24 protein-coding genes are annotated in these 24,960 nt (G+C 54.7%); 21 read left to right on the top strand and 3 right to left on the bottom strand.

The genetic code is table 11. The annotated features are described in order from the left end of the window. Positions 1 to 253 precede the first annotated feature (253 nt). Complete coding sequence (locus ACXADJ_RS14095) at positions 254 to 1,147, bottom strand: LysR family transcriptional regulator (RefSeq protein WP_475067022.1); 894 nt, start codon at positions 1,145 to 1,147, stop codon at positions 254 to 256. A gap of 140 nt (positions 1,148 to 1,287) precedes the next feature. Between ACXADJ_RS14095 and ACXADJ_RS14090 the strand changes: the two genes are divergently transcribed. The 17 genes from ACXADJ_RS14090 to ACXADJ_RS14010 all read left to right on the top strand — a co-directional run bounded on the left by ACXADJ_RS14090 (position 1,288) and on the right by ACXADJ_RS14010 (position 15,727). Further along, positions 1,288 to 2,565, top strand: coding sequence for an ABC transporter substrate-binding protein (locus tag ACXADJ_RS14090; RefSeq protein ID WP_475067020.1), 1,278 nt, complete (start codon positions 1,288 to 1,290; stop codon positions 2,563 to 2,565). 87 nt (positions 2,566 to 2,652) lie between these two features. Then, positions 2,653 to 3,543, top strand: a complete 891-nt coding sequence (locus ACXADJ_RS14085; RefSeq protein ID WP_475067018.1) for a SphA family protein — start codon at positions 2,653 to 2,655, stop codon at positions 3,541 to 3,543. A 13-nt stretch (positions 3,544 to 3,556) separates the two neighbouring features. After that, a complete protein-coding gene (locus ACXADJ_RS14080; RefSeq protein ID WP_475067015.1) occupies positions 3,557 to 4,273 on the top strand; it encodes an ABC transporter ATP-binding protein in 717 nt (238 codons plus the stop codon). 10 nt (positions 4,274 to 4,283) lie between these two features. After that, complete coding sequence (locus tag ACXADJ_RS14075; RefSeq protein WP_475067012.1) at positions 4,284 to 5,084, top strand: ABC transporter ATP-binding protein; 801 nt, start codon at positions 4,284 to 4,286, stop codon at positions 5,082 to 5,084. Between the two features lie 2 nt (positions 5,085 to 5,086). Continuing rightward, complete coding sequence (locus ACXADJ_RS14070) at positions 5,087 to 5,944, top strand: branched-chain amino acid ABC transporter permease (protein ID WP_475067010.1); 858 nt, start codon at positions 5,087 to 5,089, stop codon at positions 5,942 to 5,944. Positions 5,945 to 5,976: 32 nt separating this feature from the next. Next, a complete protein-coding gene (locus ACXADJ_RS14065; protein ID WP_475067007.1) occupies positions 5,977 to 6,999 on the top strand; it encodes a branched-chain amino acid ABC transporter permease in 1,023 nt (340 codons plus the stop codon). A 26-nt stretch (positions 7,000 to 7,025) separates the two neighbouring features. Then, positions 7,026 to 7,928, top strand: coding sequence for a LysR family transcriptional regulator (locus tag ACXADJ_RS14060; protein WP_475067005.1), 903 nt, complete (start codon positions 7,026 to 7,028; stop codon positions 7,926 to 7,928). Between the two features lie 201 nt (positions 7,929 to 8,129). Next, positions 8,130 to 8,915, top strand: a complete 786-nt coding sequence (dmpE, locus tag ACXADJ_RS14055) for a 2-oxopent-4-enoate hydratase (RefSeq protein ID WP_475067003.1) — start codon at positions 8,130 to 8,132, stop codon at positions 8,913 to 8,915. A gap of 28 nt (positions 8,916 to 8,943) precedes the next feature. Then, a complete protein-coding gene (locus ACXADJ_RS14050) occupies positions 8,944 to 9,855 on the top strand; it encodes an acetaldehyde dehydrogenase (acetylating) (protein ID WP_475067001.1) in 912 nt (303 codons plus the stop codon). A gap of 97 nt (positions 9,856 to 9,952) precedes the next feature. Beyond that, positions 9,953 to 10,975, top strand: a complete 1,023-nt coding sequence (gene dmpG / locus ACXADJ_RS14045) for a 4-hydroxy-2-oxovalerate aldolase (RefSeq protein ID WP_475066999.1) — start codon at positions 9,953 to 9,955, stop codon at positions 10,973 to 10,975. Between the two features lie 172 nt (positions 10,976 to 11,147). Next, positions 11,148 to 11,951, top strand: a complete 804-nt coding sequence (dmpH, locus tag ACXADJ_RS14040; RefSeq protein WP_475066996.1) for a 2-oxo-3-hexenedioate decarboxylase — start codon at positions 11,148 to 11,150, stop codon at positions 11,949 to 11,951. A 117-nt stretch (positions 11,952 to 12,068) separates the two neighbouring features. Continuing rightward, positions 12,069 to 12,860: an SDR family NAD(P)-dependent oxidoreductase gene (locus tag ACXADJ_RS14035; RefSeq protein ID WP_475066992.1), complete on the top strand. Its 792-nt coding sequence runs from the start codon at positions 12,069 to 12,071 to the stop codon at positions 12,858 to 12,860. A gap of 31 nt (positions 12,861 to 12,891) precedes the next feature. Next, positions 12,892 to 13,848, top strand: a complete 957-nt coding sequence (locus ACXADJ_RS14030; RefSeq protein WP_475066990.1) for a ketopantoate reductase family protein — start codon at positions 12,892 to 12,894, stop codon at positions 13,846 to 13,848. A gap of 147 nt (positions 13,849 to 13,995) precedes the next feature. Then, positions 13,996 to 14,322 carry a 2Fe-2S iron-sulfur cluster-binding protein gene (locus ACXADJ_RS14025; RefSeq protein WP_475066987.1) on the top strand — a complete coding sequence of 109 codons (327 nt, stop codon included), beginning with the start codon at positions 13,996 to 13,998 and terminating at the stop codon, positions 14,320 to 14,322. 264 nt (positions 14,323 to 14,586) lie between these two features. Continuing rightward, positions 14,587 to 14,754 carry a VOC family protein gene (locus ACXADJ_RS14020; protein ID WP_475066986.1) on the top strand — a complete coding sequence of 56 codons (168 nt, stop codon included), beginning with the start codon at positions 14,587 to 14,589 and terminating at the stop codon, positions 14,752 to 14,754. Positions 14,755 to 14,756: 2 nt separating this feature from the next. Beyond that, complete coding sequence (locus ACXADJ_RS14015) at positions 14,757 to 15,512, top strand: VOC family protein (protein WP_475066984.1); 756 nt, start codon at positions 14,757 to 14,759, stop codon at positions 15,510 to 15,512. 23 nt (positions 15,513 to 15,535) lie between these two features. Continuing rightward, positions 15,536 to 15,727, top strand: a complete 192-nt coding sequence (locus ACXADJ_RS14010) for a tautomerase family protein (protein WP_475066980.1) — start codon at positions 15,536 to 15,538, stop codon at positions 15,725 to 15,727. A gap of 108 nt (positions 15,728 to 15,835) precedes the next feature. Here ACXADJ_RS14010 and ACXADJ_RS14005 read toward each other — a convergent pair whose 3' ends face one another. Continuing rightward, a complete protein-coding gene (locus ACXADJ_RS14005) occupies positions 15,836 to 16,963 on the bottom strand; it encodes an FAD-binding oxidoreductase (protein WP_475066978.1) in 1,128 nt (375 codons plus the stop codon). 427 nt (positions 16,964 to 17,390) lie between these two features. Here ACXADJ_RS14005 and ACXADJ_RS14000 point away from each other — a divergent pair, with 427 nt between their 5' ends. The 3 genes from ACXADJ_RS14000 (at position 17,391) to ACXADJ_RS13990 (ending at position 20,442) form a co-directional block, all read left to right on the top strand. After that, positions 17,391 to 18,662 carry an aromatic ring-hydroxylating oxygenase subunit alpha gene (locus tag ACXADJ_RS14000; RefSeq protein WP_475066975.1) on the top strand — a complete coding sequence of 424 codons (1,272 nt, stop codon included), beginning with the start codon at positions 17,391 to 17,393 and terminating at the stop codon, positions 18,660 to 18,662. 163 nt (positions 18,663 to 18,825) lie between these two features. Further along, entirely contained in the window at positions 18,826 to 19,431 is a 606-nt protein-coding gene (locus ACXADJ_RS13995; RefSeq protein ID WP_475066971.1) for a GNAT family N-acetyltransferase, read from the top strand. Between the two features lie 42 nt (positions 19,432 to 19,473). Then, entirely contained in the window at positions 19,474 to 20,442 is a 969-nt protein-coding gene (locus ACXADJ_RS13990; protein WP_475066968.1) for a carbon-nitrogen hydrolase family protein, read from the top strand. 202 nt (positions 20,443 to 20,644) lie between these two features. On the opposite strand, the gene ACXADJ_RS13985 is transcribed toward ACXADJ_RS13990, so the two are convergent. Next, the gene (locus ACXADJ_RS13985) at positions 20,645 to 22,849 is read right to left on the bottom strand and encodes a phosphatase PAP2 family protein (RefSeq protein WP_475066965.1); all 2,205 of its coding nucleotides are present in this window, start codon (positions 22,847 to 22,849) and stop codon (positions 20,645 to 20,647) included. A 538-nt stretch (positions 22,850 to 23,387) separates the two neighbouring features. On the opposite strand from ACXADJ_RS13985, the gene ACXADJ_RS13980 reads away from it, so the two are divergent. Beyond that, positions 23,388 to 24,587, top strand: coding sequence for a multidrug effflux MFS transporter (locus ACXADJ_RS13980; protein WP_475066963.1), 1,200 nt, complete (start codon positions 23,388 to 23,390; stop codon positions 24,585 to 24,587). Positions 24,588 to 24,960 lie beyond the last annotated feature (373 nt).

Raw genomic sequence — 24,960 nt, 5'->3', positions numbered from 1 at the left:
GCGACGGTACAAAAAGTGATCGCTTTGGCGCTTTTCAATGCTGTGCAGGTGCTTTTGAATGGGAGCGACACAGACGTGTCGGAATGCGGCAAAACGGCGCTTTGAGCCGGTAAATCAGTTTTGCAAACTGGTAAATCTGCCTGTTGGGGGTGTCATGCTTACTGGCGGATACCGGTGCGCGGTACGCACCGTTTGTTGGTGTATGGCTGGGTGAGTAGTGTTGGGGAGCTTGTGGGGGGCTTACTATAAAGAATCAACAATCCTTTTCCGCAGGCTCGGTCATGGCATGTCGACGAAATGCCTGCAGATGGTCGGATTCATCATTGGCTCGCACCGACATAATCAGCGGGGAATGCATATCTGCGGCATCAATCGCTACGTACACCAGATCCGGACGCTGCATCAGCTGGACCGATTGCGGCAATATGGTCACGCCCATGCTTGCTGCCACCAGGCCCATGGCGGTTTGCAAACTGTTGGTTTCGAAGGTGTCCGACAGCTCCAGTCCACGAACGTTAAAGTGACTGATGATCTGGTCAGCCAGACTGGGGCGCGGACTGGCCGGATAGAGAATCAGTTTTTCAGCGGCAATGGCCTCCATGGTGACCGATGTCAGACTTGCTATCGGATGGTTGGCAGGTACCGCCAACATCAGTGCATCTTCTGTCAGAATAATGTTCTCAATACCTTCCGAGTTGATTGCAAGACGCCCGAAACCAACATCAATACGGCCACTTTTCAGGGCATCGGCTTGCTGTACCGACGTTAGCTCTGACAACGAGATATGCACGTTGGGAAAGTGGCTGCCAAATTGCTGAATCGCTTTCGGGATATGGCTGTACAACACCGACGGTGTAAAGCCAATGCCCATCCAGCGCTTCTGTTCAGCACCCAGCTGCTGGGTAGCCCGCTTCACTTCGGCAATTCGGGCCAATACCTGCACGCTTTGATCGTAAAAAAACTGGCCGGCGTTGGTCATTTTCAGCGGCCGACTGGAGCGGTCGATCAGGGTCACTCCAAGTTCCTCTTCCAGGTTCTGGATTTGTCGTGACAGCGGTGGTTGGGCCATATGCAGCTCTTCCGCTGCTTTGCTGAAATTCAGCAGCCGTCCAACGGACTCGAAATATCTTAGCTGACGTAATTCCATAGAATACCTTTAAGGTATAATCGAAGATAAAAACCATATTAGACGCCTTACTGATTTGTGGTCAAACATAGCTGTCATCGTTGGCACGCCATGATGCCAAGCGCTACCCAATACCAAGAATAAAAATCGAGGTGTCTGAAATGGCTGAGATTACACGCCGTTCGTTTTTGAAAAGTTCGTTGATTGCGTCATCTGCTGTGGCGGCCATGGGGAATATTCCGGTGGTCAATGCCAGTAGTCGTAATACCTTCAAAATTGGGTTTGTAAGCCCACAAACCGGCCCACTGGCAGCGTTCGCCGAACCGGATCATTTTATTCTGGAAGAAGTTCGTAAGCTGGTCGCAGACGGCATCATGTCCGGTGGCAAGAAATACAACGTCGAGATCATCTACAAGGACAGCCAATCCAATCCGAATCAGGCCGGTAACGTGACCTCCGAGCTGATCCTTCGTGATCGCGTCGATCTTGTGGTGGCGTCGGCGACACCAGCAACGACTAACCCGGTGGCGGACCAATGCGAGGTGAACGGTGTGCCGTGCATCACCAACGATACGCCATGGCAGGCACATTTCTTCGGTCGTAAAGGCGATCCAAAAGTCGGGTTCGATTGGACTTATCACTTCTTCTGGGGGCTGGAAGACGTGATCGGCTCGTTCACCAATCTTTGGCAGCTGTTGCCAAACAGCAAAAACGTCGGCGCGCTGTGGCCCAATGACGAAGATGGTAATGCCTGGGGCGACAAGTCACTGGGCTTCCCGTCAGCATTGCAGGCCAACGGTTTCAATACCATCGACCGGGGTCGTTTCCAGACACCGATCAATGACTTCTCTTCGTTTATTTCCGAATTCCGCAAGAACGATGTCGATATCGTTACGGGTGTGATTCCACCGCCAGACTTCGCCAACTTCTGGAACCAGGCCGGTCAACAAGGCTTCCAGCCGAAAATCGTGACCTGCGCCAAGGCGACAGAATTTCCACAGGCAATTTCTGCTTTTGGCCCACGTGCAGAGGGCCTGACCGTCGAGCTGATGTGGAGCCCCGCACACCCGTTTAATTCCAGTCTTACTGGCCAGTCAGCCAAAGAGCTGGCTGACCGCTACATGATCAGCTCCGGCAAGCCATGGACCATGCCTCTGGGACTCAAACACTCGCTGTTTGAAGTTGCTATCGATGTGCTCAAGCGTGCTGGTAGCAAGGACCCGATGGACATCCGCGACGCTATTGCCAATACCAACCTGGGCACCATCGTTGGTCCAGTGTCGTTCAAGGGCGGTCCTGTACCTAACGTGGGTAAGACACCGCTGGTGTCGGGCCAGTGGCAGAAGCGTGGCGATGGCCTTGATCTGGTGATCGTCGAGAACAGCCAGGCCAACATGATCCCACTGCAGGCCGAGCTGCAGCCGATTAAATACGGCTAATGATATTCCCTCGGCCGGAGGGCATCCGGCCACGTTGTTTACACAAGACCAAGATAACAATAACAAGTGGATGATCTTATGAAGCCAATGACCAAACTGGTCCTGCTGTCAGCTGGATTGCTGGCGGCCAATATCTCTGTGGCCACCGAAGGTGGCGGTTCCAGCTATCCGGTAGGTGCAGAAAACTACACCTGTTGTGCACTACCGCCACCGGGTACCTACGGCATGGTCTGGTACCAGAACTACAGTGCCGACACCGTTCGCGATAACGATGGCAATGACGTCAGTCCATCCGGTGATTTTCAGGTCACGGCCAATGCGGTAGTGCCACGGGTTGTATGGGTAACCGATAAAACGTTCCAGGGCGCTTCCGTTGCCTTGCACTACATTCAGCCAATCGTGGATCTCGATGTCACTGTGATGGATGGCGTCGAAGATGCCACTACCGGATTGGGGGATGGCACCCTCGGACTGGCGTTAGGTTGGCATCACAGCCAGTCTCTTCATACGGTCGCAGCACTCGACATCATTGTGCCTACCGGTAGCTACGACAAGGATGAAATTGCTAATCCGGGCCGTAACCACTTCGCCATTCAGCCAGTCTACGGCGTTAGCAAAATCAATCCGGACGGTCTGAATTACGACCTCAAGGGCATGTGGACCTACAACCTCGAAAACGATGCGACCGGTTATCAGGATGGTCAGGAACTGATATTCGATTACGCCCTCGGGTGGGGGTTGGGTAATGGCTGGACCGCGGGGATGGGTGGTTATCTCTACAAGCAGGTGACTGACGATACTCTGGATGGCGATACCGTCGCCGATGCCAAGGGCCAGGCCATGGCGTTTGGTCCATCGGTGAAATACGACAGCGGCAAGGGCTGGTTCGCGACCTTCAAGTACCAGATGGAAACCAACGTGAAAAACCGCGCCGAGGGCAATGCTCTGTGGGTGAAGACGGTTTTCCCACTGTTCTGAAGGGAGTGAGGCAATGTTGTTGAAGGTGGAAGGTGCCTGCAAGAGCTACGGCGCTCTGCAGGTGACAAAAGACGTGTCATTTGAGGTGGCGGAAGGGGAAACACTCGGCATCCTTGGGCCGAACGGTGCGGGCAAAACCACACTGTTCAACCTGATTTCCGGCGATGCCGGGCTGGATCAGGGAGCGGTTTATTTCGATGGCAAGGAAATCACCCGCTATCACCCCCATGAACGCTGCCGGACAGGTATCGGCCGCAGTTATCAGGTACCGCATCCCTTCGGCAACATGTCGGTGTTTGAAAATCTGGTCACCGCAGCGTGTTTCGGTGCCCAGGTTTCCGAGCAGGAGGCCTGGCAAATCGCTGAGGAAGTCTTGCAAACCACCGGCCTGACGGAGTACGCCAACCAGCCTGCTGGTGGTTTGACCTTACTGAATCGCAAACGCCTGGAACTGGCGCGGGCGTTGGCTACCCGTCCCCGGCTGTTGTTGCTGGACGAGATTGCCGGAGGCCTGACGGAGCCGGAAGCCAGGCAATTGGTGGATGAGCTGAAGCGCATCAAGGCTCAGGGCACCACCATGATCTGGATCGAGCATGTGGTACATGCGTTGTTATCGATTGCCGACAAGCTGTTGGTGATCAACTTCGGTGCCCGGTTGGCTCATGGTTTGCCGGATGAGGTGATGAATGACCCGGAAGTACGTCGGGTTTATATGGGCATTGAGGCCTGAGGAGTAACTGATGAATTCAGTCGCAACCGCCGTAGAGAACTCTCGTACCTTCGCTCCGGAACAGTTGTCCGAGGGGGATGCGAGTGCACCGCAAAGTGCTGGGCAAACCCGCGCCACGAGCATCGAAGTAAACCGTCTGAATGCTTTCTACGGTGATGCCCAGGTGCTGTTTGACCTGAATTTCAAGCTCTACGAAGGCGAAGTCGTTGGGGTACTGGGCGCCAATGGCGCAGGTAAAAGTACGTTTATGAAAGCGCTTACTGGCTTACTGAAGGTTGACCAACAGGCCATCAGCCTGCGCGGCGAACCGATTGGTGGCATGGCCCCCGGCGATATCGTTCGCAAGGGCATTGCCATGGTGCCAGAGGGCCGTCGGCTGTTTCCAAGCATGAGTGTGGAAGAAAACCTGTTGATGGGGGCGTTCGCCAAACGGCCAGGCAAGTGGAATCTGGAGGAAGTCTACAAGCTGTTTCCGATTCTGAAAGAAAAACGCCAGCAACCATCGACCTCGTTGTCCGGCGGTCAGCAGCAACAGGTTGCGATCGGCCGGGCGCTGATGAGTAACCCTGACATCTTGCTGTGCGACGAAATATCTCTGGGGCTGGCGCCAATTGTGATTCGTGAAATTTATGATTCGCTGCCATCCATCATTGCTGACGGTATGACCGTAGTGGTGGTCGAGCAGGATGTGGGGCTGGCGAAGGAATGTTCACAACGCCTCTACTGCTTTCAGGAAGGTCGGGTCGCACTTGAGGGTTATAGCGCTGAGCTGACCCGTGACCAGATCAGTGAGGCCTACTTCGGGATTTGATTATGTTGGAAGTCATTATTCATGGAGTGCTGCTGGGCGGCCTCTACAGCCTGTTTGCACTGGGCTTGTCGTTGATGTTCGGGGTCATGCGGCTGACCAATATTGCCCACGGTGACCAGATTGTTATTTCCGGGTTTATGGGTATTGCTATCGCATCAGTGGTGGATGTGAACCCGTTTTTACTGATTCTTTTTCTGGTGCCTTGTGCGCTGGTCAGTGGCTATGCGTTCCAGTATCTGGTGTTGAATCGCACGGTCAGTAAAGACCCGCTGCCGTCACTGGTGATCACCTTTGGTCTGGCCATCATTGCCCAGAACCTGCTGCAGGAGATCTTTTCCGCTAACCCCCGGGCGCTGGATACCGGCGGCCTCAATACCATGAGCATGGATATGGGGGGAGACATTGTTATCGGCGTGCTGCCGCTGATTATTCTGGCTTGTGCGATTGCGGCCACCTTCGGACTGCAATGGATGTTTGGCCATACCAAATTGGGACGGGCGTTTCGGGCTGTATCTGACGACCGTCAGATCGCCGAGTTGATGGGGCTCAACAGCGCCAAAGTGTTCTCGATGGCAACCGCAATCGCTTTTGCTCTGGTCGCCATGGCGGGGATGTTCCAGGCCATGCGTACTACGGTTTCACCAACGGATGGTCCGTCGTTACTGCTGTTCGCCTTTGAGTCGGTAATTATTGGTGGCATGGGTTCATTCTGGGGCACCTTGCTGGGTGCCATGACACTGGGGCTGGCCCAGCAGATAGGCTTTTACTTCGATCCCGGCTGGGGCATCTGGTTTGGCCATTTGGTGTTCATTCTGATTCTGGCCTTCAAACCCAACGGCTTGTTCCCGAAAACCAAATAAGCCAACAAACAAAAACAAAAAAGGAGTAAACGATGAACAAGTCTGTGACTCTGTTGTTGTGTCTGGTGGCCTTCCTGATCGTTGGCGGCACCATGCCTGTCTGGGGTGACCCATATTGGATGTTTGAATTTGTGAACATCGCCTGCTTGTTTATTTTCGCGATGATGTGGAACCTGCTGGCTGGTTATGGCGGCATGGTATCGGTCGGTCAACAAGCCTTCTTTGGACTGGGCGGCTATTTCATGGTGTCGCTTGCCAATATGGGCGGTGTGAATCCGTTTGTTGCGATTCCGTTGGCGGCGATATTGGCAGGTTTGCTGGCGTTGCCGTTGTCGAAAATTGCCTTTCGTTTGCAAGGTGGTTACTTCGCCATTGGTACCTGGGTGATTGCTGAAGTCGTACGCCTGACGGTGGCCAATATTGATCTGGTGGGCGGCGGTTCCGGTACCAGCCTGACGGCGTTCCGTGGGGTACCACGGGATTTCCGTGAAAGCATGACCTATTGGATGGCGCTGGGCTCGGTGGCCGTGGTGCTGACAGGCATGTACCTGTTTCTTCGTTCCAAGCAAGGGCTTGCCTTGCAAGCCATTCGTGACAGCGAAGTGGCGGCCGAAAGTCAGGGGATTAATGTCGGTCGCATGAAGCTGGCGGTATACGTACTGGCAGCGGCGGGCTGCGGTCTTGCCGGTAGCCTCTACTTTGTCAGTAACCTGCGCATCAGCCCGGATGCCGCATTCAGTGTTAACTGGACTGCATTTGGAATATTCATCGTCATGATTGGTGGTATCGGCCGAATTGAAGGTCCGATCATTGGTACTCTGGTCTATTGGCTGGTGGACACTTATCTGAGTGATTACGGCACCTGGTATCTGATTGGGCTGGGGACGCTGGCGATTACCGTGACGTTATTTGCACCAGGCGGTTTTGCCGGATTGCTGAGCAAAAGCTTCGGTATTGATGTGCTGTCCACCAAACGGGTGTTTGTTCCTGGCAAGTCACTGGCGCAAGCGGATGCTCATACCGAACTGGCCACTACCAAGCCCTCACAGGCCTGATCTGATAACGCCGCAGGAACCTCAGAATGAATTATCAGGATTTGTACTTCTTCGTGATCGTAGTGGAAAAAGGTAGCCTGGTCGGGGCTGCCCGTTATCTCAACATTCCTCTGTCTACTCTCAGTCGGCGGATTCAGGGATTTGAAGATCGGCTGGGGTACAAATTGATTCACCGTACCGCCAAGCATTTTGGACTGACCGAATCCGGTATGCGGTTATATGACGGCGTAAATCCGATGATTCATGAATTGGAGTTGCAGGTAGAAAATATCAATAGCGAATTATCGTCCTTGAGTGGTGTATTGAAAATCACTGCGCCGATTGCTCTGGGGCATCATTTTATTCGCCCGATGGTACGTGAGTTTATGAAAGAAAACCCACGTGTCTCGGTCGATTTACAATTATCTAACGATAATTCCGATCTTGTAAAAAACAGTATCGATATCGCCTTCCGTATGGGGGTGATTACGTTGAATGAATGGGTGTCACGGCCATTATTTGAAACCCGTTCTATATTGTGTGCGAGCCCGATGCTGCTGGCTTCTGACGAGCCACTGGAATCCCCCGGAGATCTCGGTCATTGGCCATTGGTGGCTACACGGGGCACGCCGGTGTGGCGTTTTCAGAAAGGCGATGACAGCGTTTCGCTAGTGCCGCGAGCAGTCTTTAGTACCAATGAAGCAAGGCTGGCGCTGGACATGGTGCTGGATGGCATGGGCATTGGTTATCTGCCTTGTTACATGGCAGATCCGTATCTCGCCAACGGTGAGTTGAAGCGGGTTCTACCAGGCTGGGACGCTGGCCATAAGGATGTGCATATGATTTATCCACACCGTAGCAGCCTGCCCGCCAGAACCCGGGCCTTTATTGATTTTGTCATTGAGCATTCACCCAAACACGAATTGGAGAATATTCGTGATGTTGCCTGATTATGGATATGAGGTTGCAAAAACAGGATCTCAAAAACGGTATCTTGAATTTCAGCAACTGAATATTGAGCTTGTTGACGGTAGTAGTAGATTAACCAGCAGTACATAGAAAACGAATTGGTGTGAGCCAGTTTAATACAACGGTCGCTATGTGGCCGGGGGTTCGGCTTGCCGAAAATACGTATAGAGGACACTAATAATATGAATCAGGATCAAATTCAGCAGGCGGGCGACGAATTATACGAAGCGCTCGTTAGTCGAACCCCGATCAAGCCACTGACCGAGCGGTTCGAGGACATCAGCATCGAAGACGCTTATCACGTTTCCCTGCGAATGGTGGAGCGTCGTGTTGAAGCCGGTGAGCGCATCATCGGCAAGAAAATTGGCGTTACCTCCAAGGCCGTACAGAACATGCTCAATGTTCATCAGCCGGATTTCGGCTACCTGACCGACAAGATGGCCTTCAGTCAGGGCCAGGAAATGCCGATCAGTGACCAGCTGATTGCACCAAAAGCCGAAGGCGAGATCGCTTTTGTATTGAAGAAGGATTTGGTTGGTCCGGGTGTTACCAACGCCGATGTACTGGCCGCCACCGACTTTGTGATTCCGTGTTTTGAAGTGGTCGATTCCCGCATTGAAGACTGGAAAATCAAAATTCAGGACACCGTTGCAGATAACGCCTCCTGTGGTCTGTTTATTCTTGGCGATACCGCCATCAGTCCTCGCGATATTGATCTCACTACCTGCGGCATGGTGGTCGAGAAAAACGGCGAAATCATCAGCACTGGCGCCGGTGCCGCGGCACTGGGCTCACCGGTTAACTGCGTCACCTGGTTGGCTAATACCCTTGGTGAGCTGGGAGTTCCACTGAAGGCTGGCGAAGTCATTTTGTCTGGCTCTCTGGTGCCGTTGGAGCCGGTAAAAGCCGGTGACTACATGTCTGTAACCATCGGTGGCATCGGTTCTGCCTCTGTGCGTTTCGTTTGATTACCCCGACGTTCTGGAGACAACAAATATGAGCAAGAAACTCAAGGCGGTCATCATTGGCCCAGGCAACATCGGCACCGACCTGCTGATGAAAATGCAACGCTCCGAGTGGGTTGAGCCGGTATGGATGGTGGGTATCGACCCGGAATCTGCGGGCCTCAAGCGCGCTGCAGAAATGGGCATCAAGACCTGTTCTACCGGTGTTGACGGCATTCTCGAACACATCGAAGCCGATGATATTCGCGTCGCCTTCGATGCCACCTCAGCCTACGTTCATGCCGAGAACTCCCGCAAGCTCAACGAGCTGGGGGTGATCATGATTGACCTCACGCCAGCGGCGATTGGCCCGTTCTGCATTCCACCGGTGAACCTGGCGGATCATGCCAAGAACCTGGAAATGAACGTCAACATGGTGACTTGTGGTGGTCAGGCGACCATCCCGATGGTGGCCGCAGTATCACGCGTGCAGCCGGTCGAATACGGCGAAATCATCGCCACCGTGTCGTCCAAATCGGTTGGCCCAGGTACCCGTCAGAACATCGATGAATTTACCCGCACTACCGCCGGTGCGGTTGAAAAGGTTGGCGGCTCCAAAAAGGGCAAGGCCATCATCATCATCAACCCGGCCGAGCCGCCACTGATGATGCGTGACACAGTGCACTGCCTGACCGAAGGCGAGCCAAACCGTGACGCCATCACCGAATCGGTTCACCAGATGGTCGCCGAGGTACAGAAATACGTGCCGGGCTACAAGCTGGTCAACGGCCCGGTGTTCGACGGCAACCGCGTTTCCATGTTTATGGAAGTGGAAGGTCTGGGAGACTTCCTGCCGAAATACGCCGGTAACCTCGACATCATGACCGCCGCCGGTCTGCGTACCGCGGAAATGTTCGCCGAAGAAGTGGCGAATGGAAGCATCTCGCTCCCTGAGCGTGGTTAATTTTCATCAAGGCTAATCACAATTTTTACACGCTGTAGGAGCGAATTTATTCGCGAATAAATTCGCTCCTACCAAAACAGCGCTTCGGGAGAACAAAATGAACCTGAACGGAAAAACAGTAAAACTCCACGATATGTCCCTGCGCGACGGCATGCATGCCAAGCGCCACCAGATTTCTGTGGACGAAATGGTCTCTATCGCCTGCGCGATGGACGACGCTGGTATGCCACTGATCGAGGTCACCCACGGTGACGGTCTGGGTGGCTCCTCGGTGAACTACGGCTTCCCGGCCCACAGCGACGAGGAATACCTCGGTGCCGTGATTCCGAAAATGAAACAAGCCAAGGTCTCCGCACTGCTGCTGCCTGGCATCGGCACCGTCGACCACCTGAAAATGGCCCGTGAACTGGGCGTCAGCACCATTCGTGTGGCGACCCACTGCACCGAAGCCGACGTATCCCAGCAGCACATCACCATCGCCCGCGAAATGGGCATGGACACCGTTGGCTTCCTGATGATGGCGCACATGGCCTCGGCCGAGAAAATCGTCGAACAGGCCAAACTGATGGTCAGCTACGGCGCCAACTGCATCTACTGCACCGACTCCGCCGGTTACATGCTGCCGGGCGAAGTGACCGAAAAGATCACCGCACTGCGCAACGAACTGCCAGCCGAGATCGAACTGGGCTTCCACGGCCACCACAACATGGCCATGGGCGTGGCCAACTCACTGGCCGCCATCGAAGCCGGTTGTGCCCGCATCGACGGCTCCGTTGCTGGCCTGGGTGCCGGTGCCGGTAACACCCCGCTGGAAGTGTTGTGCGCCGTGCTCGATCGCATGGGCTGCGCCACCGGCATCGACCTGTACAAGATCATGGATGTCGCCGAAGACCTCATCACCCCAATGATGGACCAGCCAATCCGCGTAGACCGCGACGCCCTGACCCTGGGCTACGCCGGTGTCTACAGCTCGTTCCTGTTGTTCGCCCAGCGCGCCGAAAAGAAATACGGCGTCTCCGCCCGTGACATTCTGGTGGAACTGGGCAAACGCGGCACCGTCGGCGGTCAGGAAGACATGATCGAAGACCTGGCACTGACCATGGCCAAAGCCAAGGCGTAAAACGGTCGGGCGTCGGGCGTCGGGCGCCGATCTGGCTCCCACGCTCTGCGTGGGAGTCAACGTGGCGGGCATTCCCACGCGGAGCGTGACAACGAGAAAAGCCAGCAAACTCACCTTATTGCTTCCGACGTCTGGCCTCAGACGTCGGACGAAAAAATTCGGGAACTGAACCATGAACGAAAAAGAAAACAACCTCAATCGCGAGCAAATTGAAGCTGCGGCAGCGCACCTCGAAAAGGCCGAATTGGAGGCTTATGAAGTCACCAAGCTGACCGATGATTATCCGGAAATGACCTACAAGGATGCCTTTGACATTCAATGGGAGATCCGTCGTCGCAAGGAAGCCCGTGGTACCAAAATCGTTGGTCTGAAAATGGGCCTGACCAGCTGGGCCAAGATGGCGCAAATGGGCGTCGAAAACCCATGCTATGGCTTCCTGGCTGACTACTTCACCGTGCCGGACGGCGGTGAGATCAAAACCGACGAGCTGATTCACCCGAAGATCGAAGCCGAGATTGCTTTTGTTACCAAAAAAGCCCTGAAAGGCCCAGGGGTGACCATTGCTGACGTTCTGGCGGCGACCGACTTCATCGTCCCGGCCGTAGAGATCATTGACTCCCGTTACCGCGACTTCAAATTCGATATCAAGAGTGTGATTGCCGACAACTCCTCTTCCAGCCGTTTCATTACTGGTGGCCAAATGAAACGCGTAGAAGACATCGACCTCAAGCACTTCGGCGTGGTGATGGAAGTGAACGGCGACGTGATCGCCACCGGCGCTGGCGCCGCAGTGCTGGGTCATCCAGCAGCCTCCGTTGCCATGCTCGCCAATATGTTTGGTGAACGCGACGAGGAAATACCGGCGGGCTCCTTTGTGATGGTGGGTGCAGTCACTGCGGCCTTCCAGTGCAAGAAAGGTGACAACTTCAGCGTCCGTTATCAGGGGCTGGGCAATATTACCGGCCGTTTTTCCTGAGTTTTTCTGTGTGTGCTTCAGTCAGTTGACTGGTTTTCGGGCTCCTTTATGGAGCCCTTTTTTGTCGTCCAGTGTATGGATGGTGTGCTGTATTTCATTACCCAAGAGGATTAGCGGATGGATTTGCAATTGAAAGGTAAGCGGGCGCTGGTGTCTGGTAGTACCGCAGGGATAGGCTTTGCCATTGCCGAACTGCTGGCAACTGAAGGTGCCGATGTGATCATCAATGGGCGAACCAAAGACGCCGTTGAGCGAGCCATGGCAGCGCTGGCGGATAAGGCCACTGGTCAGGTGTTCGGCTTTGCGGGTGATCTGGCTACTGCGGATGCGGTGGTCGCACTGGCAGAACAGTATCCTCAGGTCGATATTCTGGTGAACAGTTTGGGAATTTTTGAGCCTGCAGCGTTTGAGGATATCAGCGACGCAGACTGGACTCGCTTCTTCGAAACCAATGTTATGAGCGGTGTACGTTTGAGCCGTTTATACCTTCCAGGTATGAAGCAGAATAACTGGGGGCGCATTGTCTTCATCTCCAGTGAGAGTGCCATTCAGATTCCCGCTGAGATGATTCACTACGGCACGACCAAAACGGCACAACTGGCAGTCAGTCGCGGTTTGGCGGAAGCCGTAGCGGGTAGTGGCATTACCGTCAACAGCGTACTGCCAGGGCCAACCGGTTCCCGTGGTGTGGTTGATTTCGTAGGCCAGCTGGCCCGTGACGAAGGTAAGACCTTCGAGCAATTTGAGCAGGAGTTCTTTGAAAAAGTACGCCCTTCTTCCCTGATCAAACGTTTTGCCGATCCGAAAGAAGTCGCCTCGATGGTGGCTTATATCTGTAGCCCTCTGGCATCGGCGACCACTGGAGCAGCATTGCGGGTAGATGGCGGGGTGGTGCGTGCTGCGGTTTAATGGCATGGATTGCGGTCATTGAGTGGATGTTATGCGTTATCTGATTTTGGGTGCGGGGGGCATTGGTTGCTACTACGGAGCCCGCTTGCAGGCTGCGGGCCATGATGTTGTATTTCATGCTCGCAACGAACATTTGCAGGCGATGCAGAGACAGGGTTTAAGGGTCGAGCACCCGGAGTTTGTATTTGACCAGCCGGTAAAGGCGGCCGATTCGGAGGCGTTGCAGCAACAATGGCAATGCGAGGATTTTGATCTCATCATCGTTGCCGCGAAGGCAACTGCGACACAGCCCTTGATGGAGTCCCTGGCAGGCTGGCTCCAGTCAGCAACAACGCCAATCCTGTCGCTTCAGAATGGCGTTGATAATGAAGCTGAAATTGCAGCAGTGGTCGGCAGGCAGCGGACCTGGGGAGGATTGGCGGTGAAGATCGGTGGCCATATCCTGACTCCAGGGCAGGTGGGTGCAACCGGAATCGCTCGCATTGAAATGGGTGCCTGGCCCAACTTTCGCGAGCAGCCTGATTCTGAAACGCAGTTACATCAGCATCAGCGGGCATTTGAGAACGCAGCGATTCCTTGTGTTATTGATGCTGATATCCAGCTTGCCCTCTGGCGCAAGTTAGTGATCAATAACGGCGTCAATCCACTGTCTGCATTAACATCGCTGACCACTCGCCAGCTAACGTCGGATGCTGTATTGGCACCGATGGTGCGGGAAATGATGACGGAAACAGTGCGTGCGGCAAGACAGCAGGGAATTGGCTTGCAGACCGAAGATGCCACTGCCATGTTTGAGCTTATTTCCGGTTTTGACGATATTAAAACCTCTATGCTGGTGGACCGTGAAAAAGGGCGGCCGCTGGAGTTGCAGCAGATTTGCCAGCCAGTGATTCGTGGTTGTAGTGAAGCAGGGCAAGCTGCGCAAACAACAGAACGAGTGCAGCGTTTGTTGCAGTTGGCGTTACAGGTTGACGGTTGCAAGAACTGAATATCGTATTTCCGTTTATGGCGACTGCTGGTTGTGGTGTCGCCAATATTGTTCTGCTTATTATTCATACAACATCAAATCCACAGCGGACCCTCTGCTGCTGTAGCCCTTGGGAATTGCAGATGGGCCATAACAATAAAAAGAAGTATGGCCATGAATGATCAAACTACCTCCATCGGTAGCCAGCCGGGCTGCCATAAAATCGTTATACAGAATACTGGTCAGTGCCTCTTCAGGCCCACTGCACCCGATAATCTGCTGATGCAGATGGGTCAGTCTGGCATCTCGCCGGTATTGGTTGGCTGCAAGCGTGGCGGCTGTGGCAAGTGCCGGGTCAAGGTGACCGAAGGGCGTTATATCAGCAAGAAGATGAGCCGTGCTCATATCAGTCCCCGTGATGAAGAACAGAGCATAGTGCTGGCTTGCCGGATTACTCCGTGCAGTGACATTCGGCTGATCCCGCTGGATTGCTGAGACCGCTTTCGCTGCCGTAAAAATTTTTACTGGCAGCTGACGATATTGCCGCCTGCCAACCTGGCAAGTGTTGATTTGCTGTGTCTGAAGCCTTTGCTGGCGTTGCAACAGGGCGCAGAAGCAGCGCTGTGCAGAAACGGCACCATGCAGAATTAAAAATCCCCGCTATACCCTGAAGGTATTTTATTGGACTAATTCCATATTAGACAGTCCTCCTGAAGGGGGAGATTATCGTTCCCGCAAATAAAAATAAGAGGATCTTTTATGGCTATGACAGGCGTTTTGCGTCCCGGCCACTGTCAGCTGCGTGTACTGGATATGGAAGAATCAATCGACTTCTATACCCGCGTGATGGGGCTGATCGATATGGGTAGGGATAACCAGGGCGGGCCTACTTTAAGGCTGCCGATGAACGTGACCATCACAGTCTGATTTTGCGAGAAGCGGATCAGGCCGGCATGGACTTTTATGGCTTCAAGGTGCTGAACAAGGAAACCCTTGATCGGTTGGAAGCGGACCTCAACGAGTATGGTATCCGCACTGAGCGTATCGCTGCCGGTGAAATGCTAGAAACCGGTGATCGGGTTCGTTTTGTTGCCCCGACCAAACACGTGTTCGAACTCTATTGGGAGCGTACCGAGGTAGGTGATGGCCTCGGTTATGAGAACCCTGGTATTCGGGTTGATGGGCCGGGGGGTATCTGTCCGGTACGCCTTGATCACTGGCAGATCCATGGTGCCGACCTGGATGGTAGTCGTGACCTGTTTTGTAATGTGCTGGGCTTCAGTGTGGTTGAGCGCATCAAGGGTGACGATGGCGAAACGGATTTGGCGGTTTGGCTGACTTGTTCAACCAAGGCCCACGATATCGCCTTTGTAAGGGATTCACGTGATAACACTCTGCATCATGCTGCGTACTTGCTGGAAAGCTGGGAGCGTGTGCTACATGCCGGTGATGTGATGTCGGCAAAAGGAGTGGCACTGGACATCGGTCCGTTGCGTCATGGCATTACCAAGGGCAAGACGATTTATGCCTTTGACCCTTCTGGTAATCGCTTCGAAACCTTCAGTGGTGGTTATGACTTTTATCCGGATATGAAACCGTTGGTATGGACCCATGACCAGATGGGTGCCGCTGTGTTCTATCACACTCGTGAGCTGAACGAGCGCTTTTTGACAGTTGTTACCTGATTAGTGATTGATGGAGGCTGAGTATGCCGATTGTAACGATTCAAATGATGGAAGGCCGCTCGGAAGATACCAAGCGGGCAATTATTGAGCGGGTTACGGAAACCCTTGCCGATGCGTCTGATTCTCCGAAAGAAGCCATTCGAATCATCCTGCAGGAAGTGCCAAGCACCAACTGGGGTAAGGCCGGGACGATGGCAAAAGACCTGGGTCGCTGACTCATCGAAAACCAGGTACTTGGTCATTAAAAGTCATGGCCCAAACAAAAACGCCATCCGGCTGGATGGCGTTTTTTTATGCCCAGCAGGACGGCTTTGGTATCGGGCTTACTGCTCAATCACTACCTTGCCTTTCGGCACCGAGCAGCACGACAGGATGTAGCCTTCGGCGACGTCTTCATCGGTAATACCGCCGTTGTGGTTCATTTCCACTTCGCCGGATACTTTCTTCACCTTACAGGTGCCGCAAATCCCCATGCCGCAGGCTTTTGGAATGTACATGCCAAGGTTGGCTGCCGCGGTGTGTACGGTTTCCCCTGGCATCACGCCAATGCTCTTGCCGGATTCGGTGAACTCGACGGTGATCAGGTCGTCGCTGTCGAAGGCTTCCATCGCTTCTTCGGCTTCTTCCGCCTGATCCACAGCGTCCTGTTTCACTTCGGTCGGGGTCGAGCCGAAGGATTCCTCGTGGTACTGCTCCATGTTGAAGCCGTTGGCTTTCAGCAGGTTGCGCACTGCCGCCATGTAGGGTTCCGGGCCACAGCAGAACACTTCGCGTTCGTGCAGGTCGGGCACCATCATGTCGAGCTTGGCCTGATCCAGGTAGCCGCGATAGCCGCTCCACGGGAAGCCCAACGCTTCGCGTTCACAAATCAGGTGCAGGTGAAAGTTCGGCACCCGCGAGCACATGTTGATCAGTTCGCCCTGATACACCACATCCACGGGGGAGCGGGCGCTGTGGATAAACACCATGTCAGTATCGGTGTTGGTGTCGTAGAACCAGCGTGCCATCGACATCACCGGGGTAATACCAACACCACCGGACAGCAGCAGGACTTTTTCTGCCGGGAAGTCGATGCAGTTGAAGTTGCCGACCGGGCCGTGCACTGGCAGCAGGTCGCCTTCCTTGATGTTGTCGTGCAGCCAGTTCGACACCAGACCGCCCGGTACACGCTTGACGGTAATGCTGAAGCTGTAAGGCGTGGAAGGGGAGCTGGAGATGGTGTAGGAACGCATCACCGGCTGGCTTTCAATCTCCAGTTCCAGCGTCACAAACTGGCCTGGCTTGAAGAAGAACAGCACCGGCTGTTCGGCCAGAAAGCAAAAGGTTTTGACGTCGTGGGTTTCATTGATCACCCGGGCGCAACGCACCATGTGACGACCATTCACCCAGGTATTGGTGGTAATTTCCGAAAGACCCTGTGTAGCCAGGGTAGCCGCGCTATTCATATTCATCACTCCTGACGTCGCCGGTTACGGACAACTGCGGTTGGTCTGCCTTCGGCTTGCGGTGTCTGGCTGGAAGCTACAACCCTGGGCTCTGGCGTATGAAGCGAATAGTGCCTTGGGTCAATTTTTCAAAATTAACCATTAACGACATCACTCTGTTCCACCCGCGCCAACCGAAATTGATCCAAGTCTGGATCGGGCTTTTATGGGTTTTAATGCGTCGAGTTTTGACTTTTGCGAGGTCGTAATCGGTCAATTCGGGCTGCTGCTTTTGACCCAGTATCGCCCTGCAACCTGAAGCAACCGTGCGATTGCTTCTGAACCTACGAGCCAACCGTGACTGACCCCAGCTCCGGCAATGGATTTATATCAGGCCATGCGCTCTGCATTGTTCATTTGAGCGCAAAAAAATTGATGATTGAGGAACGCGGACATGAAAGAGTTTGATCTGCTGAACATTACTTCCAATAGCTATGCTGATGCTCGTCAGCAGATGTGCGCCGAGCTGGAAGGTCGTGATGAAAACTATTCCCTGGCTCAGCCAATGTACAACGATCCGAACTACTTCCGTGCCGACATGGAAGAAGTGTTCCTGAAGGAATGGTTGTTCGTTGGTATGACTTCCGAGATTCCGGCCAAGGGTGATTACTTCACGCTGGAAGTGGGCCAGAACCCGGTACTGGTTGTGCGTGATGGCGACGGCGGTGTGCAAGTATTCCACAACGTATGTCGTCACCGTGGTTCGGTGATCTGCACCAAACACCGTGGTAAAGCGGCCAACCTGGTGTGCCCATACCACCAGTGGACCTACGACCTGAAAGGCAACCTGCTGTACGCTGGTACGGAAATGGGCGACGAGTTCGACATGAAAGGCCACGGCCTGAAAAAAGCCCACACCAAAACCGCCGGTGGTTTCATCTTCGTGTGTCTGGCCAAAGACGCGCCGGAATCCGACTTCGATGAATTCCTGACGACGCTGGACGAGTACATGGAACCGTACGATGTCGAAAACACCAAGCTGGCTGCCGAATCCCACATGTACGAGAAAGCCAACTGGAAGCTGGTGATCGAGAACAACCGTGAGTGTTATCACTGTGCCGGTTCCCACCCGGAACTGCTGAACACCCTGCTGGAATGGGACGACACCAACGACCCACGGGCACCGCAGGACTTCCTCGACCACTACGCCGAGCAAGCCGCAGCCTGGGACGCCGAAGGTATCCCTCATGAGCACAAGAGCTTTGGCCCGGGCTTGCGTAACCGCATTGTACGTATGCCACTGAAAAAAGGCGTTGATGTGATGACGCTGGATGGTGCCAAAGGCTGTGAAAAACTGCTGGGCCGTATCAAGAACCGCCAGCTGGGCTCCATGCGTATCCTGCACCTGCCAAACAGCTGGAACCACATGCAGTCCGACCACTTCATCGTTTTCCGTGTATTGCCGATTTCCGCGCAGGAGACCATGGTTACCACCAAGTGGTTTGTGCACAAGGACGCGGTAGAAGGAGTGGATTACGATCCGGAGCGTCTGCGTCTGGTGTGGGACGCCACCAACGACCAGGACCGTATTCTGGGCGAGCAAAACCAGCAGGGCATCAACTCCATTGGCTACCAGCCGGGTCCGTACTCCGAAACCTACGAGTTTGGCGTCATCAACTTCCTGCAGTACTACAGCGAGACGGTGCAGAAGAACATGAAGGGCTGAATCTGTAAGGGATAAAGCGAAAAAGCGCGGCAGTGAATCACTGCCGCGCTTTTTTATGTTCATCGCACACGAATATGAAAAATGTCTTTTTCAGTCGTCAGCTCTTGTCTGTTAATCCCAGCTTTGAGAATTTTCAGGTTTTGGTCGTCCATCAGGGGAACCCATGTCGATTGAGCTGGTAACGGTGACAGGCGATGAGCTGGCTAACCACACAGAGGATCTGGCGCGCCTGCGAATTCAGGTATTCCGTGAATACCCGTATCTGTATGACGGCAGCGAAGTCTATGAACAGCAGTACCTGCAAACCTATCTGGCGTCTGGCAATGCCATGGCGGTGTTGGCTATCGATAATGAATTGCCTGCACAGCAGCGGGTGGTCGGGGCGTCAACCGGGGTACCTATGGCGGACGAAAACGACGAGTTTCGGGCGCCGTTCGAGCAGGCAGGAATCGACACCGAACGGCTGTTCTACTGCGGTGAATCGGTGCTACTGCCGGAGTATCGCGGCCACGGCCTGTACAAGGGCTTTTTTGCTGGGCGCGAACAGTACGTGCGCCAGCTGGGCGGCTTTGACCACAGCTGTTTTTGCGGCGTGGTGCGGCCAGACAATCACCCGCTGCGGCCCGCCGGTTTTGAACCGCTTGACCCGGTGTGGCGTCACTTTGGTTATCAACCACGGCCGGACTTGATGACGTCTTATCCGTGGAAGGACATCGATGAAGACGCCGAAACCGACCACCCCATGATGTTCTGGCTCAAAGCCCTGTGAATCGTTGTCCCCAATAGCCACCCTTTGTCTTCAGGAGAAATCATGTCTTTGGTTCGAGTAGCCACCTGCGCCTATGAAGTGGGCTTTGTAAACAGCTGGCAGCAGTGGCTGCAGAAAGTCACCGGCCGCATCGAAGAAGCGGTTCAGCAGCAAGCCAATGTACTGCTTCTGCCGGAGTACTTTTCAATGGAGCTGGCGTCGCTGTTTGAAGCATCTATCTATCAGTCGTTAAGTCAGCAGCTGGTGGAACTGCAAACCCTGCATGATGACTTTGTACGGGTGTTTCAATCGCTGGCGCAGCAGCATCAGGTGGTGATTTGTGCCGGGACGTTCCCGGTGCGGGTGGAATCTGAGGCTGGCAGCCGTTACGTTAATCGCAGCTATTTGCTGCTGCCAGACGGTTCGGTGGAGTTTCAGGACAAACTGCAAATGACCCGCTTTGAAAACGAGCAGTGGGGCATTGCCTCGGGCGATGAACTCAAGGTGTTCGACACCCCATTCGGCAAGCTTGGCATCAACATTTGCTACGACTCCGAATTTCCGCTGTTCGCTCGCCAGCAGGTGGAACAGGGGGCTGATTTGATTCTGGTGCCGTCCTGTACCGACACGCTTGCCGGGTACCATAGAGTGCAACTGGGCTGTCGTGCCCGGGCGCTGGAAAACCAGTGCTTTGTGGCGCAATCGCCAACCGTGGGCCTGGCGGAATGGTCTCCGGCGATTGATGAGAACACCGGTGCAGCAGGTGTGTTTGCGCCGGTAGATTATGGCTTTCCGGATGATGGCGTTGTTGTTCTGGGAGAGGTTGCCCAGGGAGAGATGGTTCGGGGTGAGGAGGTTCAGGGTGAAGTTGTTCAGGGTGAAGTTGTTCAGGGTGAAGTTGTTCAGGGTGAGGCAGGCAAAGGCGGTTGGGTCTATGCCGACCTGGATCTGGCTGAGCTGGCGCGGGTGCGCACCGAAGGTCAGGTGTTTAACTACCGGGATTGGGACAAGCAGTTGGGGTTTGTGAAATAACCGGGCTAGAGCCCTTGGTAATGCGGGCGGGCCGCCCGTGCTCCTGAGGAGTGATTTTCAATCCGAGCCGCGATGCTGCCAAATGCTCCTAGGAGATGATTGGGTTATCTGTCGCAGGCAAGCCTGCTTCTGTTTTCAAAGCTCAAAAAAGCCCGCGCGGGTTCTCCGGGCGGGCAAGGCGAAGGTTTTGGGTTTTACGGCATCAGTTTACGGTGGCAATGATGCTGTCTGCGTTGTAGGTCAGGCTGACGGATACGTCGCCTGCGTACACGGAGTCAAATTCACCACCGATCTGTTCAGCGGTCAGGATGGTGTACTGGCTGCCTGCTTCCGGAGCAGAGTCGAAGCTCAGTTCCAGCGCCGCTCCTTCAACGTAGGCAGTACCAGATACGGCAATCTGAGTGCTGTCAGCATCCATTTCAACGGCCAGTGTGCCAGCGGCTTCAACGGTCAGGTCGGTGATGGCGACTGCGCCTTCGGCATCGATTTGCAGGTCGCCACCGGCTACGAACACAGTACCAGTACCAAATGCGGTGGTGGATGCTGCCGCCAATACGCCGCCTTCCACCATGGTGCCACCGCTGTAGCTATTGTCGCCGGTCAACGTCAGAGCACCGGTGCCTGACTTGGTCAGCTTGCCCGCGCCTGTGATGTCGTTGCGCCACATGTCGTTGGCGTTAAAGCCGCCTTTGCCTGCTTCCATGTAAACATTTACGTCGCCATCAAAAGCACCGTACCCGGCAGAAGCGCTGACCAGATCGATGCGGCCCCAGCCATTGGCATCATCCAGGAACGGGTAGCCAGAGTCGATTTCAGTGCTGGCCAGTACTACGCGACGTTGTTCGTCGCTCAGGTATGGCAGGCGGGATTTCAGCAGCGCTTCGGCACCTTGTGGAACGATAGGGTCGGCGCCTGCGGCGTCGGCGTCCTGGGTCATGCCGTAGGTCAGACGGAAGCGGTATTCATCACGGATGACGTCGAAGTCGTCGTAGATGTTGTTGTCGAACACTTCGACGTTAACGTATTCAGTGCCGTTGTCGGTGAAGGTGTAGCCGGTTTCGCTTTCAACCGTCTGGTGGGCGTAGTCGTACAGGCTCATGCCCGCTTCGGAGGCCAGTTCACCGAAGTAGCTTTGGGCGGTTTGCAGGGCTTCTTCTGCCACGGTAGCGCCGTCGCCGTTGTTCAGTGCATAGGCGGCCACAGTAAGGGCGTGCATACGGCCACCGATAACGTCAGCTGGGGAGTGCATACCGGCAACGATGCGGCTTTCGCCCAGTTCAGCACCACGGGCAACCATTTCAGCAAAGCGTTCTGGCAGGGCGTAGGCGTAGGCCAGTGATGCCAGTGTTGCAGCGTTGGTGTGGCCGGATGGGTAGCCACCGTCCTTGCGACGGTTTTCAGTGGTTTCGGAGTACAGTGGGTTGTCGCCGGTCTCTTTCGATGCGCTGTGGGCGCGACGGGCACACATCAGGCCTGGCACGACGGCAACGCTGGTGGTGTAGATGTCGTAGTTTTTCAGGGTTTCGGTGCCGTCTTCGTCAACACAGGAATAGCTGTAGCCGGTGGTGCCCTGGAACGCGATGGCACCGCTGTCGTCCATGCGCCATGGGCGTGGGGTGGAAAAAATATACTTGGAGGCGCTGGTGGAGGCCGGCGACGCCTGGCGGAAGCGGTACACCAGATCGGCCACCTTGGTCAGTGGCATTTGCTCGGCAGAATCACCGGAGTTTACGTAGGCGGTCGCCGCGCCCATGTACTTTGAGTTGTCGTTGTCGGCCGGGTTGTAGTGGGCGTCTTCCAGCACTTCGGCTTTGGTGATGCCATCCAGCTCAACGTAGGCACCGGAGGCTTCAACGTAGGCTTCGGTCAATGGGCCAAAACCGTCGATTACCGAGTAGTTTTTGGAACGGCGGTCATCCAGGAAGGCCAGAATCGCTTCGTCGTCGCTGCGGTTGTTGGTGACGTCGATCACGTAGTCGATGTTTTCCTGCCAGGCGGTGGCGTTCAGAATCGGGTCTTCCAGATACTCGTCCGGACCGTTACCAGAAGCAGCTTCCTGATAGGCATCGCTGGTGCCTTTCCAGATGCTGTTGATGCCACGCAGAGCGTAGGCAACGGCGTTTTGCGACAGCGTGTAGCGGTAGCTGCCATCGGCGTTGTGGTCAGCGTTTTCAACAATCGGGAATGGGTAGTCGACGCTCGGTACGTGGGCGTAGTCTTCGTAGCCCAAACCAGCAGGCGCGGCTGGTTTTGCAACCGATACCGAGGTATCCGGGCTGACCTGTTCGTTGCTGTTGCTGCTGTTGTTGTCGTCGTCGCTGCCACAGGCGGTCAGCATCAGGGCAGTGGCGGCCATCATGGCGGTGTAGAGTGCGCCGCGGCGAACGCGGGAGTATTCGGCTTTCATGGTGTTCGTTCCGTGTGTGTCTGATAAAGGTTGTGTCGTTTGCCCGCATGCGTGCGTGGCTGTGTTCATCAACGGAAAAGACGTACGGTGACCGCGTTTGGGGACATGACAATTTGGTGAAGTTTTTTCCACAGGATATGAGCCTTCGGGCAAAGCGGCGGCGCAGGCTGTGGACAAGTCGGCTGGGCATCAACAGGGCAAGTCGATTGGACAGGTTGATTCGCGACTGGAAAGCATTTGGCTCAATTTAAGACTTTTATGGCAGAATTCTTTCTTACTGTTCTTTTAACGGAACAATAAAACCATTGCGCGCCACTTGTTGGTGGGCAAAACAATCACTAGCCTATAACCACTATCCAAAGGGTTGCTGGCCGCGAGTCGGCCTGTCTGTTCAGCCCTGATTTCACTTTTCTGTTACTTACCGAAGCGTTGCAACCCTATTTGCTGGATGGCTGCTCTTAGAGAGCGAAGCGTCTTTTCAAACGGGTGAATCAGCCTTCGGTAAAAGCGTTTGAAGCCTGTACCCAACTGGAGTGTTATGCCCTCGAAACCTGAAAAACTGACCGCTGGCCTGTTGTTGATGTTGTCTGCCCTGACGGCGCTGGTACCGCTGGCGACGGATATTTATCTGGTGGCGGTGCCCACCATTGCGGAAGATTTTGGCCGCAGCCTGCACGACGTTGAACTGGCCGTCAGTGTGTTCCTGCTGGGCTTTGCTGCCGGTCAAATTGGCGGTGGGCCGCTGTCCGACCGCTTTGGTCGTCGCACCATGGTGTTGTGGGGCTTGTCGGTGTTCGCGCTGGGCAGTTTGGGCATCATGCTGGCACCGGATCTGGAAGCCATGCTGGTGCTGCGGTTTGTGCAGGCACTGGGTGGTGGTCTGGCGGTGGTGAACAGTCAGGCCATCATTCGGGATTTGGCCAGCGGTCGGGAAGGGGCGGCGGCTATGATCCGGGTGATTCAGGTGATGATGATTGCGCCCTTGATTGCGCCGGTGATCGGTTTGGTGATTCTGAAGGTGTCAAACTGGCACACGGTGTTCGGCTTCCTGATGGTCTATGCCCTGTTGCTGATTCTGCTGTTCTGGCGTCGTTTGCCGGAAACCCGCGCCCAGGCCACCGGTGGTAACCCGTTCCGTAATTACTGGACGATCCTGTCCGACCGCCGTATCTGGGGATATCTGATCAGTGTGATGGGTGCGTATGCCGCCATGCTGTCGTTTATTACCGCCTCGCCGGGGATTTTCATGGGTCACTACGGCATGAGCGAAGAGCTGTATCCGTTCACCTTTGCCTGTGTGGTGCTGACCATGGTGGCGATGACCAAAGTGAACCTGAAAATGCTGAAAAAGCACCTGCCACCGTATTTGATTGCCCTGGGCCAGAAGCTGCAAATGACGGCTTCGGGCCTGTTACTGGTGTCGCTGTTGGTGTATCCGCAGTTGCCGGTGTGGGCGCTGACTTTGATGGTGATGTTCTATATTGGCTGTCACGGCTTTGTGGTGGCCAACTCCAACGCTTCCATCATTGAATACTATCCGCATCTGGCCGGTACGGCAGCGGCGCTGACCGGTGCCATTGGCTTCCTCAGTGGTGGTTTGGCCGGTGGTCTGGTGAGTTTGATGTCGGACGGCACGCCATTGGCGATGGCGTTGATGATGTTCTGTGCGGTAACCACTGCTTTTCTGGTGCGCCGTACCTTGTTACCGGGCAAGCCGGTGGCGGCGGAATCGGTTTAAGCGTCAGTAGCTGCTGTAGGAGGAATCGGGACGCGCAGTCTCATTCGCGAATAAGACTGCGTGTCCCGATTCGCTCCTACGATCTTGCCCGACAGCGGACAGCGGACAGCGGACAGCCGACAGCCAGACCCAGACCCAGACCCAGACTCCAGACCCCACTACTTGCCTATTCCCGTCATTTTTCTTCCCCGCTGATATTTCGCTGCCGATTGAGCGTTTTTCTGACCCTTTGGCATGGTGTGTAACAAATGCCCGAATTGGCGCTTGAATGTTCTTTGTACAGGCCCGAATCATCCTTCGAATTTGGGCTATACGTGACAGAGTGAGCAAAGCGTTACAGAAATGGCATTTTTTCTGCAATTTATTTCGGGTT

Source organism: Oceanobacter sp. ABM4_470 (genome assembly GCF_056158645.1).
The sequence above is the reverse complement of the archived record's forward strand: the minus strand, read 5'-3'. Positions and strand labels throughout refer to the sequence as shown.